Raw genomic sequence first — 15,652 nt, 5'->3', positions numbered from 1 at the left:
TAACTGGAGAAAAATATGGAAAAATTATTCAATGCAACATTCGAAGAAAGTTTAAACTTAAGTGATGATACATTTGTTACTTTTATGAATAAAGACGTTAATCAATTACCCGATCCGACAGGTGGTAAAAAGGTAGTTGCTAGAGTTGTCGGAGTACTATTACTAGCCTTTTTAATAGGAATCAATTATTTGATCGCCGTTATATCCACAAAAATTAGTGCAGGAGAACTAGGACCTAGTCCACTTCCTACACCAGATATCAATTTTTTACCAATGTGGTTGTTTTATTTATTATTTTGTATCTGGCTAACTTTAGTTTTCATTTTTAGGGATAGAGGGGAGTATTACTTTACAAGAATACGAGGTCAATTCAACTTAAACTTATATATTATTTGGCTAGTGATAGAGATGAATCTTTTATTCATAACAGTATTTCTTAAACCACTAACCATTTTAGGTATGCTATTCCTACTAGGATTGATCGGAGTAGTTAGCTACCTCGTGTTTAGGACTAAGAAACGTACGATTGAGTACGTGTTATATGAAGTTGAAAGAAAAAAAGATAAGGTAGATATGTTGATAGATCAAGTAATGAAATTAGCAATGAAATATGGCTGGGGAATTGTGACCGTAGGTATATTATGGAAGTTCGTCTTCCCGAACAGTGGTGAAGTAAGAACAGATATTTTTGGAGTCATTAGTATGTTAGGTATGTGGATAGCTATGGATATTGTCATAATTTTTGCAGAATCCTATCTATACTTCCCCTATCTATTACACGGGTATTATAAGCAAAAATACGCAGAACAATACCGCGATTTGGAAGGGAAAACACAAATAGAGTGGTATGGGGTGAAATATTTCAACAAACATATCAAAGGAACTGATAAAGAAGAAAAAACAAAAACATAAGAAGTAGACGTCAGGATGAGATTAACTCTAAATGGAGAAGCATATGAAAAAATTATTCAATGCGACATTTGAACAAAGTTTAAAGTTATTAGATGATCCATTAGTTGATTATATGATAAGAGATACATCTAAACGATCACTATATAACGGAGAAAGAAAAGTTTTACCAGTAATTCTATTTCTAATGTTAGTTCTTTTTTCATATGGTATAGCTATTCTTTCAAGAGACTCTATTTTACAACATAATCCTGCTAGTTTTCTCCCGATTCCTAGTATAAATTTTTTGCCAATAAATTTATTTTGGATATTGAATATTATCTATTTATGTAGTTTTATTTTTTTTCAAACGAAAAGTAGGTTCAGTAATAAATTATTTATTAAGTTAAATAATTTGAATAATTACATCATATTATTAGTTATCCTGATGAATCTATATTTTTTAACAATTTTTTTTAAACCGCTAACACTTTTTGGTACTTTATTTTTGTATCTATGTGTGATTTTGGTGGGATATGTTTTGGTGATCAGTAAATTCAATGCACTAGAACGTCTTTTGTTTAACAGCACTTCAAAATTAAATAAGGTTGATAAGAAAATAGAAAAATTGATGGATTTTATTTTGAAATGTGGGGGGATTTTGATTGTTATCGTAGGAATTTGGAAATTTGTATTTCCAGATACTGGAGAAGTTCGTAATGATATTTTTGGATTTATTGGTATCGTATTCATGTGGCAGTTAATGAATATTGGAACCATAGTTGCGGAACTATATATGTTCTTGCCATACCTATTACATGGTTATTATAAAAATAAATTTCCTGAAGAGTATCGTCATTTGGAAGGGAAAACACAATTAGAATGGTACGGAGAGAGATATTTTAACAAACATATCAAAGGAACTGACAGGGAAGAGAAATAGCATAGGAAGTAGTGGAAATATATAAAATAACTGGAAAGGCGCTATCTTCGGTGAAAATTCCAAAGATTAGTTTTTGGTGATAGAGAATATGAAACATCTGTTTAATGCATCATTTGAACAAAGTATTAAGTTGTTGGATGACCAATTAATAATATATATGATTGAGAAAGGAGATCCTAAATCACTTCGGAGCAGACCAATAGTAAATACTTTTTTTTCAATCGTGATATTTAGCATTGTTTATCTTATATCTACAATGTTTTACCACCAAGATCCTAATAGTCCTGTGGGCAGAGCTGAAATCAACTTCTTCCCATCTTGGCTCGTGGTCATGTTTTTATTTTTATGGTTACTATGTATTATCTACATCAAAAGAGTCGTTTACAAGGAAATTAGTCAAGTTACTTTCCTTCTAAATGCGAATAATCTATTGATAATAATGTTGTTGAGTGCAAACTTATGGTGTATAACATTTTTTCTTAAACCATTGACTCCAATAGGATTGACAGTATTACTAGCAATAGTATTACTAGCTAGTTGTGTCATTTTTATAAATAAGAAGCGTTCAATTGAGTATGTTTTGTATGGAACAGGGAGAAAGAAAGATATGTTGGCTATGTTAGTAGAGAAAGCAATAAAATATGGCTGGATAGTTGTCATTGTCGTCATGGTATGGAAAATCGTATTTCCGGATAGTGATGAGGTCCGAACAGATTTTGTTGGATTTATCAGTACTTTAGGTCTATGGATAGCTATGAATATCGTTATGATTTTCGGAGAAGCCTATCTATTCTTGCCATATCTGTTACACGGTTATTATAAACACAAATACTCAGAAGAATACCGCAATAAGGAAGGGAAAACACAATTAGAATGGTATGGAGAGAAATATTTTAACAAACATATCAAAGGAACCGCTATGGAAGAAGTGTAGCATAGAGAGATTAAAGTATTCGTACAGAGAAAATACACTTTAATTGGGGACAATTATGAAAAATTTATTCAAAGCATCTTTTGAAGAAAGTTTAAATTTGAAAAATGATAAGCTAATCAATTATATGAAAAATGATGTTGAAAGGTGGGATTTAAAAGAAAGACCTGTTTTATTGAAAATATTAGCGCTAGCTTTGATAGGCATGCTATATGGCATAGTTTTATTTACAAATAGCATTATTACGAATCACGATAAGAATAGTTTAGTTCCACAAGCCGATATAAACTTTTTACCTTTATCTTTGTTTTGGATACTTTTGGTAATGTATTTAGTTATATGGGTCTATACATTGATTAAACGTTATCGAGCTACTAAATTTTTCTGGGGCTACATCAATACAGTAAACATTTTTGTTTGGCTAGTAATTGAAACTAACCTTCTTTTCATCACAGCATTTCTAAAGCCTCTAACAGCTATAGGAATGGGAATATTTTTCTCAATAATTTTATTAGTAGGATATATAGTAGTTAGAAGTAAGAAAGCGTCCTTGGAAAATTTACTTTATGATACAAATAAAAAAGAAAAGGTGGATGAATGGATAGGAAAAGCAATAAGTTTAGTGGTGAAGTATAGCTCAATAGTCGTTATTATCGGGGCTATTTGGAATTTTATTTTTCCTAGTGGAGATACACCACGCACAGATGTAACGGGTTTTATAGGATTTTTAGCTATGTGGTTTGTGTTTGATATAGGATTTATTATCGCACAAGCCTACCTGTTCCTTCCGTATCTATTGCATGGTTATTATAAACACAAATACTCAGAAGAATACCGCAATCTGGAAGGGCAAACACAATTAGAATGGTACGGAGAGAAATATTTTAATAAGCATATCAAAGGAACTGACAAGGAGGAAATACATAATGAGTGAAGTCAAAAAGTTATTACCATTAGGAAGTATCGTTTTGCTTGAGGAAGGTTTACAAAAATTAGTTATCGTTGGAAGAGGAGCGATATATACAGATCAACATACGGGGAAAGATACATTTGCAGATTATATGGCAGTGCTTTATCCATCTGGTTTAAATCCTGAAACAACGATTTTTTTTGATCATGAAAATATCGATAAAGTTGTGTTTGAAGGATATAGTGATGAAGAAGAAGTGAGATTTTTAGATATCTACGGTAAGTGGGAGGCTGATGTGAAAGAAGCCGCAAGTAAACCAGATCAATCTGTGTCAATCGGCTTTGATTGATAGCAGGTGCGTCTTGTTATTTTAAAGTGCTTGAAATGCTTTTTCTTTTTTAGGAAATTATAGGAAAGTAATAAATCAGTGACCAGCTATACGAAAAGCCGAATCAACGGTGTTGCTTGTTGATTCGGTTTTTCGTAGTAGTGGCTGTACCACAGAATCGCTGTTGTTACATCATTTATAATTTTTCTCTAACTTTTTCAATTCTTCTAACATTGCTTTTCTACGTGGATACTTTTCTTTTAGTTCTTTGATCAATAATTGAACAGAGATGGTGCTGCTTGGAAGAGTGGCCATTTCGGCAATCAGCAAAGCCATTTTATGATACCGAGAGCGTGTCGTTGTTTCAGCGGCCATTCGACGTAGTTCATATTCATATTTTTGAAGGAGTGCTTCCGGGAATTGCTTTCTTAAGAAAGAAAAATAGCGACTGGCTTCTTCTAGTCCAGGTGATTTCAGGATGTAATCCAATAGTAGATCATACCGTCTTTCTTTTGAATAGAATAAACCAACATCAGTTCGATTTTTTAATTGCTCAAATAATTGTTCACGTACTTCTTCCCACTGATCGATCGAATAGGATTTTTTCAATTGATGGATCAAATTCATATCAACGGTTTCTCCCTCTAATAGTAGATGGAAAATTTGTTCCGCATAAAGCTCCTTGTTCCCTAATTTATGATAGAGATTTTTTAACGCATAGCGATGTAAAGTGATCATATCGGAAGAATGCTTGTCTAATACAATGCTTTCCTTCAAAACAACAATGGCCTCTTCATACGCTTTTTTTTGCATCAAGTAGTCGATATACTGCGAACGTATTGTGGGTGATTGCCAGCTTTCTCGTGCACGTTGCCGAATTTGGTTATCTGAATAATTCAAGTTCTCCATCTGGCGAATCGATAGAAGTCGTTTATTTTTATAATTGAAGAACCCGTTATTTTCAGTTGTTTGGTCAAGGGCTTGCTGCTCTTGCTCAGAGAACTGTTGGGGGAACTCTTCATGTAAAACTTGTTGGATATAAAAGCAAGACTGGCTTGCGGTGGTGCTGTTTACTTTGGCTGATAATTTAGAAAACATACGTTGTTTTTCTTGTTCAGAGGCATGTTTCAGTAACTTTTTCCATAGTGAATAACATTGATGCATGATAAGACTTACATCATTTTCTACATTATGTATCTTTGCTAAGTCAAGGTGTTCGACCACTCGATTCATCAGTTCAAAGGCGTGAAGAATTTGATTTTTTTCGACAGCTGTATCAACAAGCTTAGTTAAAAATCCAGACAGTTCATTATTGATTTTTTGTATTGTACGGTCGTTCGTATTATTGGTTGAATATTGAGTGTGTTTTTCTAAAATAACAACCATTTTATCGTAATCGCTAATATTTTTGATTGCAATATGTTCTTGAAAACGTTGTGTAAGTTTTTGATTACCCCTTAAAATACTTAATAGGAAGTCATGGATATCTTGTTCATTTGCATAGGAAATCAGTTTGATAAGATCCGGTGTTTTTTCATGTTTATCCTCTTGTTCGTATTTGAATAAGACAGCCGCGATATGTGCACAATGGTCATTGCCTTCGTGTGAGCAAGTGCAAGCTACACGATAGAAGTGTTCGTGGTTTGTTAATTGGATCAATATGTCATACTCGTTGTTTTCTTCAGTTACTTTTGCGGTGATCTGTTCTTGTGTAAATAAAAATTCGTGAACATGCTTTTCGATAAATAAAGTATAGCCATTATCTAAATCAGGTTCCTCGAAAACGCTTTGCCAATTTTTCATAATATTTCCTCCTGTAGTTATCTTTATACTTTAATTTTACCGAATAAATAAAAAGAAAACAGCAACTTTTTTTTCAGTACATAGATTATTTAATCTTATATAAAAGTAATAATAATATAAAAATGTTATTTTATCTTTAAATAACTACAAGTGGATGGTTTTCTTGGATGCTAAATAAATTTTTCCACGATCGATTGATTTTCTGGGCGTTTCTCTTTTTCTAATCGAGCGATTTGTTGAATGAGTCCATCCAAAGTGATCATCGCCATTTCTTCTTCCACTTTTTTCTGCAATCGAGAATATGTTGCAGTCAAAACTTCTTGTATATTGGCACCGACGACACAATTTGGATTTGTTTTAGGATCGACTTGGATCAAACTTGTGTTTCCTTCAATGCTTCGATAAATTTCCAATAAGTTGATATTTTCTGGCGCTTTTGCAAGTACAGGTGCTGGTTTTCCACTTGTCGTATGAATCAAGTCCGCCTTTTTTAATTGACTCATGATTTTTCGGACATTTGTTGGATTCGTTTCAATACTACGTGCAATCATGTCACTGGAAAGCAGATCTGTCCCTTGGAAGATATGGATGTAAGCTAAAATATGGATCGCATCACTTAGTTGCAGAGAGTATTTCATTAAAATCCATCCTTTCAAATTGATTTCTTGACTTATCTTAGCATACTCTTTATGATAAAGGTGTGTTTTATAAATGTACAGCTTTGTGATCAGAAAATAGCTAATTATAAAAAAGGAGTGGGAATATGACATATTTAGTCACAGGAGCAACCGGAGGATTTGGGCACTATGCTTTAAATGAATTAAAGAAACTAGTTCCTTTGGAGGAAATCTATGTTCTTGCACGTAGTGAAGAAAAAGCAGAACAATTAATAGAAGAAGGTATCGAAGTGCGTATCGGCGATTATGCTGATCCCGAAACAATGGTGCAGGCCTTAAAGGGTATTGATCGTTTACTATTTGTTTCAGGAGTGCCGGGGAACAGACAAGCTGAGCATCAGCATGTCGTGGAAGCGGCAAAAGAAGCTGGTGTTTCTTTTATTGCCTATACGAGTTTTGCGGATGCAGACCATTCGACTAGTATCTTGGCGCCAGACCATCAGTTTACAGAAAAAATCATTAAAGAATCTGGTATCAAGCATACCTTTTTAAGAAATAACTGGTATCTAGAAAATGAGATGCCTTTGATTGATCTGGCATTGAAAACTGGTCAATTTGTTTATGCAGCTGGAGAAGGAAAAACAGGTTGGGCATTAAAGAGAGAATACGCAGAAGTAGCCGCAAAAGTATTAGCAGGAACGGATTATCCGGAAGTCTTAGAATTATCTGGAAAACCAATCACGTATCAAATGTTGGCAGAAAAAGTTGCTAAAGTAAGTGGCAAGTCGATAGAAATTCTCTCACTGGATACAGATGGATTTATAGGTAAACTTACAGCTGCGGGATTTTCTCAAGGCGGTGCAGAAATGACGGCTGCTATTCAAAATGATATTCGCAATAATCAATTAGATGTGACTTCTGATGATTTTGAAAAAGTATTAGGACGTGAATTGACTTCACTAGAAGATGGATTGAAGGAGTTAGGTATCTAACCAGGTCACTGTATCAGTAGACTTTGCAAAAAAACATATTCTCGTTAAGTGTTGATATTGTTTTTTGTCTAGGTTTCAAATGAAAAGAAGGTTGAGAGGCTAAGAGTCTGTTATTGATTTTTAGTCTCTCTTCCTTTTTTTGAGCATTTTTCAATACGGATACGAAATTAAAGTAGGCCCTTACATGGCTGGTCTTATCTGTTTATTGTTTTGTTTTAATTTGTTTAGTAGAATTACGCATAACTGTTTTTCTGATTTAGATATTGCTGTATCTCGAAAATCTTAATAATTTTATGGCTGAAATGAGGTTTACAGTCATGTATAATTAAAAATGTGTGATTTTTATGGAGTAATAAATTAAATTTTTTGAAGATTTAATGATACATATATCTAAACTCTCATAATGTCGCATGCTGTTATAAAATTATTGAGAAAAAGGAGAATGAAATGAAAGCAAAAAATCTTTTATTTAGTGCAATCGTTCTAAGCAGTTTAGTATCTACGAACCTTGTCGTACTTGCAGATGAGACAGCAACGTCGAGTCCTGCTGAAACAACAGTTTCAACAATGGGGGATGTAACTGCAACGACTGATTCAGAAGCAACTGAACAGTCTACTGAACCTGTCGAAAAAACAGAAGTAATCACGAATCCTCTAACGAATGGGGATGAATTGACGCATACACATCAAGCGGATCTATCGCAATTTGAGAATCCGGGGGTCGCAGCTTTTTCTGCACGTTCATCTGTGAATGAGCAACAAGCATTTATTGATAGTATTGCGGCAAGTGCGCAGACTTTAGCGAATGCTAATGATTTATATGCCTCTGTGATGATCGCCCAAGCAATTGTTGAAAGTGGCTGGGGAAGAAGTACACTATCTGCTGCGCCAAACTATAATTTATTTGGGATCAAAGGTAGTTATAATGGACAATCGGTGACAATGCCGACTTCAGAATTTATCAATGGTCAATGGGTCACTGTAAATGCAGCTTTTCGTAAGTATCCATCTTATGCAGAGTCTTTACAAGATAATGTGACGGTGTTGAAGACGACTTCTTTCCAACCAGGTGTCTTCTTTTATTCAGGTGCATGGAGAAGTAATACTTCATCGTATCGCGATGCCACAGCATGGTTAACTGGTCGCTATGCGACAGCTCCAAATTATGGTTCGATTCTAAATAACGTGATTGAAACGTATAATCTAACCCAGTATGACACACCGAATGTCGATACTTCACCAATGTATCGTTTGTATAACCGTAGTACTGGTCAACATTTGTACACGTTGAATGTTGGGGAAAGAAATTATCTATCTACAGTTGGTTGGATTTATGAAGGAATCGCATGGCAAGCACCAAATAGTGGACAACCGGTTTACCGTTTGTACAATCCAAATAACGGAGATCATCACTATACGATGGCTCAGTCAGAAATCAACTTTTTGACACCTCTTGGTTGGAGATATGAAGGGTTAAGTTTCTTCTCAGGTGGTTCAAAACCAATCCATCGTTTGTTCAATCCGAATGAAACAATAGGAACGCACCATTATACATTAAGTTCAGCTGAGCGCGATTCGTTGACACCATTAGGTTGGAGATATGAAGGCATCGGGTTCTATGCTTATTAAGATAAGGATCTAGTGTCTGGTTCTTGATTTAAAAGCAAAAAGTATTGATTAAGATGATAAATATCGCTCCAAGGTTTATTCGTAAACCGGGAGCGATATTTTTGTGGAAAAAAATTTAACGAAAGTTATAAATAAAACTTACGAAAAATTTTCATTTATGCTATGCTGTTTTTCATGAAAAGGAGTGATTGAAGTGCCAACAAATAAAAAAGAAGGAATTATATTTACAACGCTGATGTGTTTTTTGATGGTTTTAGGAATGAGTATTTATAACCTCTGGCTACATAATGCATTGCATCTATCAAATCTATTCATAGGACTTATCCCAGGATTTATTGTGGCGTTTATCTTAGATGTTTTTATTGTAGGTGTTATAGCGAAAAAGATTGCGTTTAATCTACCTATAAATAAGCAAAATAAAATGCAAATGATCCTTACGATTTCTTGTCTGATGGTTTTGGGAATGGTGACGTGCATGTCATTGTTCGGTATCGTGATTGAACAAGGGATTCCAGAACAATTTCTTTCCGTGTATCTTACAGCTTGGAAGATGAACTTGATCATGGCGTTGCCGTTACAATTATTGTTTGTCGGCCCCATCTCACGGACCGTTTTGGCGACGATCCAAAAATAATTGAAGAAGTCTTTCGGTTGTCTCTAGCAACTTTTTAGTAGATAAGCTAAAATGCAAGCAAGACATAAATGCGAGGCTTAGAGATGATCGAAGAATATTTTAAAGAAGTCGGCTTGACCATGGTAGAACTACCTGTTGAATGGGTCGATGAACGATTGGTTTATCGTGGATTGATCAAAGAGTTGCCGACAATCAATGCGGAAGCTCCTTCAAGAGCGCAAATGCAACAACAACTAGCAGAGACTTATCAGATTTATCGTGAACAACTGCTTCTTGAATCAGAAGAGGAGAAAGAAACTACTACAAATCTGACGAGTGAACAATTATTGCGTTATTATGATGGCGAAACGTTTGATGGCTTTTCTTTGTTTGATCAGTTAACAGAGGAATAATCCTGTAAAGAGAGAATACGTTAGTAGTCTTCAATTTTGAGAAATAAGGCGACATACATGAAAACTTGCATCCAAGTTTCGTGTATGTCGCCTTATTTTTCGAAGAATCATCTGGCATTTGCGTAACTTATTATTGAAAGACAACTCACAGCCAAAATGTTTCCCGTGAAACATTATTCACGAATTTGTCCGTCTCCGTAGATGATATATTTTGTCGTCGTTAATTCATTCAAACCCATTGGGCCTCTAGCATGGAGTTTTTGGGTGGAAATGCCGATTTCTGCACCGAACCCAAAGACTGAACCATCTGTAAAACGAGTCGAAGCATTGACGTAAACAGCTGCTGCGTCGACTTCATTTAAAAAGCGTTGACTTGCAGAGTAACTGTCTGTGACGATGGCTTCTGAATGCTTGGTATTGTGTTGATTGATGTGATCGATTGCCTCATCTAATGAATCAACGATCTTGACTGCTAAAATATAATCCAAGTATTCTATATCCCAATCGGTTTCGTCTGCTAACGTGGCTGTTTCTAAATAATCCAATGCACGCGCATCTGCATGGAGTGAAACACCATGTTCAACCAGTGCTTGCTCGATCGATGGCAAGAAGAACGGCGCGATCTCTGAGTGGATCAGTAAAGTCTCAGCAGCATTACAGACAGAAGGTCGAGATGTTTTTGCGTTCACGATGATATCGACAGCCATGGCTAATTGTGCTTCTTTATCGATATAGATATGGTTGTTGCCTGTTCCTGTTTCAATGATCGGTACGGTCGCTTGTTCTTTCACACGTTTGATCAACGAAGCGCCGCCTCGTGGGATCAAAACATCTAAATAATCAGTTAGACGCATCAATTCCGCAGCGGTTTCGTGCGAGGTATCATCCACAAATTGGATCGCATAAGGCGATACTCCAGCATTCGTCAATGTTTCTTGAAGCAATTCAACCAACAATTGATTGGAATGGAAAGCTTCTTTTCCTCCGCGTAAAATCACGGCATTCCCTGATTTGAATGCCAAACTAGCAGCATCCGTTGTCACATTCGGGCGTGATTCGTAGATCATACCGATGACACCTAATGGGACACGTTTCTTGCCAATCAATAAACCGTCCTCGTTTTGCCACATATGATCGACTTTTCCGATAGGATCGTCTAATTGTGCAACTTTAATGATTTCTTCAGCCATAGTATGGATACGTTCTGGTGTCAATCGTAAGCGATCTTGCATCGTTTCGCTGATATTATTTTCTGTTGCTTGATCTAAGTCTTTTTGATTTGCTTCAAGAATGGCAAGTTGATTTCTCTTGATCATTTGCGCCATTTGCAATAATAAGTCATTTTTTTGTTTTGTAGGCATCAACGCTAGGCCTCGTGCGCCTTTTTTTGCCTGTTCACCAAGTTGGATAAGATCAGTCATGATAGCCCTCCTTAAATAATGTGCCAATTTCTTTTCCAGCTAAAATATCAAAGATGATTGCCGGATTTTTTCCATTTGCTAAGATCATCGTGCTATTTGCTTCAAAGATCCTTAAAGCAGCTTTTAATTTACTTGCCATACCGCCAGTGCCATACGTACTGCCGGCGCCACCTGCTTGTGCCATCAGCTCATCGTCAATAGCAGTGACTGTTTGATACATTTCAGCCTGAGGATTGATGGATGGATTATCTGAATAGAAACCGTCGATATCCGAAAGAACAATGAGGAGGTCGGCGGCGATCAGCTTGGTAACGATCGCAGATAGCTGATCGTTGTCACCAAATTTGGTAGAATGATCTAATTCATCGACTGCGACAGTATCATTTTCATTGACGATAGGAATGGTTCCCATCGCTAATAGCTGTTCTAACGTATTGACAACATTTTTACGGCTTTCAGGATAATCAATGACATCTCGAGTGACTAGTATTTGCGCAGTTTGTTGGCTATAGACACTGAATCGTTGATTGTAGATGTTCATCAATTCAGCTTGTCCGATTGCGGCAATCGCCTGTTGCTCTGGGATCGTAGCTGGGCGTTTGGCTAGGTTCATTTTATGCATACCGACGCCGACTGCACCAGAAGAGACTAATACGATTTCTTTGCCTTGATTATGAAGATCAGAAAGAACAAAAGCTAATTGGTCGATCGCTGCCAAATTGATATTGCCATTCGGATAGATCAATGTACTTGTTCCTACTTTGATGATGATTCTTTTTGCTTCTTTTACTTCTTTTCGCATGGAGCACCTCAATTAATTCTCTTTACACAGAAATGATTTTGTTTTATTCTACTTGTTTTCAATCATAAAGTCATGTTTTAATAAACTTTTTTTCAAAAAATCAATAAATTTGTTTCTTAGAAGAGAAGTGGATTTCATGAAGAATTCGTTAACTTTGGGTATTCAGTCGTTTGGTATGTTAAAATAGAACTAGTTTACTCTGGGAGGGATTTGGTGAATAAAAGAGGTTTTGAAGTAATTACACGTTATCAGGATCAACAGATCCAATTGCCACAAAGAGCGACCCACCATGCGGCCGGTTATGACTTTGAAGCAGCAGAAGATGTGGTGATTCCAAGTGTTTGGAAAGCTGGATTTAAGCAAGGACTTACAGCGGTCTCAGATGCGCTTATGCCTGATATGTCAGCAGAGGAAAAGAAGATCAAACCGGTCTTAGTACCTACAGGAATCAAAGCGTATATGGGTGAAGATGAGTTCTTACAACTAGCCAATCGCTCAAGCAATCCATTAAAACGTTTTTTGATTTTGACGAATGGTATCGGCGTGATCGACAGTGATTATTATAATAATGAAGCAAATGAAGGACACATCATGTTCCAATTCACGAATTTCGGCTTCAAAGATGTAGTGATCAAAAAAGGGGAACGAATCGGTCAAGGCATTTTCTTGCCGTTCCTAAAAGCGGATCAAGATCAAACAGCTAAAGCCCGCCAAGGCGGATTTGGCTCATCTAATGAATAAATAAAAGTGGGTTAAGCTATTTTTAATCCGAGTCAAGTAAAGTGAAAGATAGGTGGTACACGACAATGGCCAAAAAAGCAAAAGTTCAATTTGTTTGTCAAAACTGTGGCTATGTGTCGCCTAAGTTTTTAGGGCGTTGTCCTAATTGTGGCAAATGGAACACTATGGTTGAAGAGATCGAACAAGACACAACAGATCGTAGAGTACGTACGAGCTTAACTGGTGAAAAAGCCAAACCAACAAAAATCGCAGAAGTGATCCCCAAAAAAGAACCGCGGGTCAAGACGAAGTTAGCAGAGTTGAACCGAGTCTTAGGCGGGGGTGTCGTTCCTGGTTCGATGATTTTGATTGGGGGCGATCCTGGTATCGGGAAGTCCACTTTACTACTGCAAGTATCGCAACAATTAGCGGCGATCGGTGGCAAAGTGCTTTACGTATCAGGAGAAGAGAGTGCGGATCAAATCAAACTGCGTGCCGAACGTTTGGGTTCGATCGATACAGAATTTTATTTATATGCAGAAACAGACATGAATGAAATCAGTCGAGCGATCGAACAAATTTCTCCTGACTATGTGATCATCGACTCGATCCAAACGATGACCCAACCCGATATAACAAGTGTAGCTGGTAGTGTCAGCCAAGTACGAGAAACAACTGCAGAGTTGCTGAAAATTGCCAAAACAAACGGAATCGCGATCTTTATCGTTGGACATGTCACAAAAGAAGGATCGATCGCAGGGCCGCGAATGTTAGAGCATATGGTCGATACGGTCTTGTATTTCGAGGGCGAACAACATCACAGTTTTCGTATTTTACGTGCCGTAAAAAACCGTTTTGGGTCCACCAACGAGATCGGCATTTTTGAGATGCATGCTCATGGGTTAGAAGAAGTAGCAAATCCTTCACAGATCTTTCTGGAAGAACGCTTAGATGGTGCGACAGGTTCAGCGATCGTTGTTGCAATGGAAGGAACACGGCCGATCCTAGTGGAGATCCAAGCCTTAGTGACTCCGACGATGTTTGGAAATGCCAAACGAACAACGACTGGCTTAGACTTTAATCGTGTGTCTTTGATCATGGCAGTATTAGAAAAACGTGCTGGATTATTGTTGCAAAATCAAGATGCTTACCTAAAAGCAGCTGGTGGGGTAAAATTAAATGAACCCGCGATCGACTTAGCGATTGCGATCAGTATCGCCTCTAGCTACAAAGAAAAAGGAACACAGCCAACAGAATGTTTTATTGGAGAAATCGGCTTGACTGGAGAAATCAGAAGAGTCAATCAGATTGAACAACGAGTCAAAGAAGTACAAAAATTAGGATTTACAAAAGTATATCTGCCTAAAAATAATTTAGGTGGTTGGAATGTTCCAGAGGGGATCGAAGTCGTAGGTGTTGCAACACTGGATGAGACCCTTAGAAGAGTATTTCGCTAAAATCAAAATGAAATGGAGGAAGCAGGATGCAAAAACGTGTCATCACCTTACTGATGATCATCGTTGGTGCCAGCTTAGGTATTTCTTTTTTACCTACAGCTTGGCAAGCGATCGGTCAACAGACAAATGGATGGCTGAATAACACCTTTACCAATAGCTTGTTGGGTGCACTTATTTTCTTTTTATTATCTTTGCTATTGGCAAAACATATTACAGCAGTCATCAAGCAAATTGAAGAAAAATTAAGTGAGGTCAGCTTGACGTATCTCTTATTCGGGGCAATCGGAGCAATCATTGGTCTGACATTAGGAGTCGTGATCTCTACCCCTCTTTATAATATTGAGATGCCTTTCGTAAATAGTGTCTTACCGATCCTATTGATGGTGATTCTTGGGTATCTTGGATTACGAATGGGGACGACCCGCATCGAGGAATGGAAGAAAATATTTGGACCTAGAAGCAAAAAGGTGGAACAAGAAACACCTAGCCAAGTGGAAAGCCAACTGTTGGAACGTAAGTTAGACGATCATTTCCATAAGTATAAAATATTGGATACAAGCGTGATCATCGATGGGCGTATTTACGACATCACAAAAACAGGATTTTTAGAGGGAACATTGATGATCCCAAATTTTGTTTTATATGAATTACAATATATCGCTGATTCAGGTGACAGCTTGAAACGTGTGCGTGGACGTCGCGGATTAGATATTTTGAACGCGTTACAAAAAGAAGAAGGCATTTCAGTTGAGATGTATGACGGTGACTTTGAAGACATCAGTGAAGTCGATAGTAAGCTGATCAAATTAGCGAAATTATTGGATGGCGTCATCGTGACGAATGACTATAACCTTAACAAAGTTTCTGAGTTTCAAAATGTACCTGTTCTCAACATCAACGCGCTTGCCAACGCAGTGAAGCCAGTCGTTATCCCTGGTGAGAACATGAATGTATTGGTAGTCAAAGCTGGTACAGAACGTCAACAAGGAGTTGCCTATTTAGATGACGGCACAATGGTCGTTGTGGAAGACGGGCAACACTACATGAACGAGCGAATCGAAGTCGTGGTAACTAGTGCGCTACAAACAGCAGCTGGACGAATGATCTTTGCAAAACCTGCTCATGCGGGTAGAGGAATCGATAATAAACGTGAGAACGAGAAAAAGGCGAAGTAAAATCACAACG

General features: G+C 36.9%; 16 protein-coding genes. 12 read left to right on the top strand and 4 right to left on the bottom strand.

Annotation, left to right across the window (positions count from 1 at the left end):
* Positions 1-15 precede the first annotated feature (15 nt).
* The 5 genes from DOK79_RS05015 to DOK79_RS04995 all read left to right on the top strand — a co-directional run bounded on the left by DOK79_RS05015 (position 16) and on the right by DOK79_RS04995 (position 4,021).
* Positions 16-912, top strand: coding sequence for a hypothetical protein (locus tag DOK79_RS05015; RefSeq protein ID WP_206853100.1), 897 nt, complete (start codon positions 16-18; stop codon positions 910-912).
* A 43-nt stretch (positions 913-955) separates the two neighbouring features.
* Entirely contained in the window at positions 956-1,831 is an 876-nt protein-coding gene (locus tag DOK79_RS05010) for a DUF4176 domain-containing protein (RefSeq protein WP_206853102.1), read from the top strand.
* A 607-nt stretch (positions 1,832-2,438) separates the two neighbouring features.
* Complete coding sequence (locus DOK79_RS05005; protein ID WP_242543197.1) at positions 2,439-2,765, top strand: hypothetical protein; 327 nt, start codon at positions 2,439-2,441, stop codon at positions 2,763-2,765.
* 55 nt (positions 2,766-2,820) lie between these two features.
* A complete protein-coding gene (locus DOK79_RS05000; protein ID WP_206853105.1) occupies positions 2,821-3,696 on the top strand; it encodes a DUF4176 domain-containing protein in 876 nt (291 codons plus the stop codon).
* Complete coding sequence (locus tag DOK79_RS04995) at positions 3,689-4,021, top strand: DUF4176 domain-containing protein (protein WP_206853107.1); 333 nt, start codon at positions 3,689-3,691, stop codon at positions 4,019-4,021. Before DOK79_RS05000 ends, DOK79_RS04995 begins: the two co-directional genes overlap by 8 nt.
* A gap of 171 nt (positions 4,022-4,192) precedes the next feature.
* Here DOK79_RS04995 and DOK79_RS04990 read toward each other — a convergent pair whose 3' ends face one another.
* Together DOK79_RS04990 and DOK79_RS04985 are read right to left on the bottom strand one after the other, a co-directional pair.
* Positions 4,193-5,803 (bottom strand): SWIM zinc finger family protein, encoded by a 1,611-nt coding sequence (locus DOK79_RS04990; RefSeq protein ID WP_206853110.1) that lies wholly within the window; start codon positions 5,801-5,803, stop codon positions 4,193-4,195.
* A 170-nt stretch (positions 5,804-5,973) separates the two neighbouring features.
* Positions 5,974-6,441: an Rrf2 family transcriptional regulator gene (locus tag DOK79_RS04985; RefSeq protein ID WP_206853112.1), complete on the bottom strand. Its 468-nt coding sequence runs from the start codon at positions 6,439-6,441 to the stop codon at positions 5,974-5,976.
* A gap of 125 nt (positions 6,442-6,566) precedes the next feature.
* Between DOK79_RS04985 and DOK79_RS04980 the strand changes: the two genes are divergently transcribed.
* The 4 genes from DOK79_RS04980 to DOK79_RS04965 all read left to right on the top strand — a co-directional run bounded on the left by DOK79_RS04980 (position 6,567) and on the right by DOK79_RS04965 (position 10,067).
* The gene (locus DOK79_RS04980; RefSeq protein WP_206853114.1) at positions 6,567-7,412 is read left to right on the top strand and encodes an SDR family oxidoreductase; all 846 of its coding nucleotides are present in this window, start codon (positions 6,567-6,569) and stop codon (positions 7,410-7,412) included.
* Positions 7,413-7,859: 447 nt separating this feature from the next.
* Entirely contained in the window at positions 7,860-9,041 is a 1,182-nt protein-coding gene (locus DOK79_RS04975; RefSeq protein ID WP_206853116.1) for a glycoside hydrolase family 73 protein, read from the top strand.
* A 193-nt stretch (positions 9,042-9,234) separates the two neighbouring features.
* The gene (locus DOK79_RS04970) at positions 9,235-9,675 is read left to right on the top strand and encodes a DUF2798 domain-containing protein (RefSeq protein WP_206853118.1); all 441 of its coding nucleotides are present in this window, start codon (positions 9,235-9,237) and stop codon (positions 9,673-9,675) included.
* An 83-nt stretch (positions 9,676-9,758) separates the two neighbouring features.
* On the top strand, positions 9,759-10,067 hold the full coding sequence (locus tag DOK79_RS04965) for a hypothetical protein (RefSeq protein ID WP_206853122.1): 309 nt from the start codon (positions 9,759-9,761) through the stop codon (positions 10,065-10,067).
* 173 nt (positions 10,068-10,240) lie between these two features.
* On the opposite strand, the gene DOK79_RS04960 is transcribed toward DOK79_RS04965, so the two are convergent.
* Positions 10,241-11,488 (bottom strand): glutamate-5-semialdehyde dehydrogenase, encoded by a 1,248-nt coding sequence (locus tag DOK79_RS04960; protein WP_206853126.1) that lies wholly within the window; start codon positions 11,486-11,488, stop codon positions 10,241-10,243.
* Positions 11,481-12,290, bottom strand: a complete 810-nt coding sequence (gene proB / locus DOK79_RS04955) for a glutamate 5-kinase (RefSeq protein ID WP_206853128.1) — start codon at positions 12,288-12,290, stop codon at positions 11,481-11,483. Before proB ends, DOK79_RS04960 begins: the two co-directional genes overlap by 8 nt.
* A 213-nt stretch (positions 12,291-12,503) precedes the next feature.
* Between proB and DOK79_RS04950 the strand changes: the two genes are divergently transcribed.
* From DOK79_RS04950 to DOK79_RS04940, 3 genes are all read left to right on the top strand, one after another.
* The gene (locus tag DOK79_RS04950) at positions 12,504-13,031 is read left to right on the top strand and encodes a dUTP diphosphatase (protein ID WP_206853131.1); all 528 of its coding nucleotides are present in this window, start codon (positions 12,504-12,506) and stop codon (positions 13,029-13,031) included.
* A 65-nt stretch (positions 13,032-13,096) separates the two neighbouring features.
* Positions 13,097-14,467, top strand: a complete 1,371-nt coding sequence (radA, locus tag DOK79_RS04945; protein ID WP_206853134.1) for a DNA repair protein RadA — start codon at positions 13,097-13,099, stop codon at positions 14,465-14,467.
* Between the two features lie 26 nt (positions 14,468-14,493).
* The gene (locus DOK79_RS04940) at positions 14,494-15,642 is read left to right on the top strand and encodes a PIN/TRAM domain-containing protein (RefSeq protein WP_206853137.1); all 1,149 of its coding nucleotides are present in this window, start codon (positions 14,494-14,496) and stop codon (positions 15,640-15,642) included.
* Positions 15,643-15,652 lie beyond the last annotated feature (10 nt).

This window comes from Enterococcus sp. DIV1094 (genome assembly GCF_017316305.2).
Lineage (GTDB): Bacteria > Bacillota > Bacilli > Lactobacillales > Enterococcaceae > Enterococcus_B > Enterococcus_B mangumiae.
Note: the sequence above shows the minus strand (reverse complement) of the source record. Positions and strands in the feature narration are given on the sequence as shown.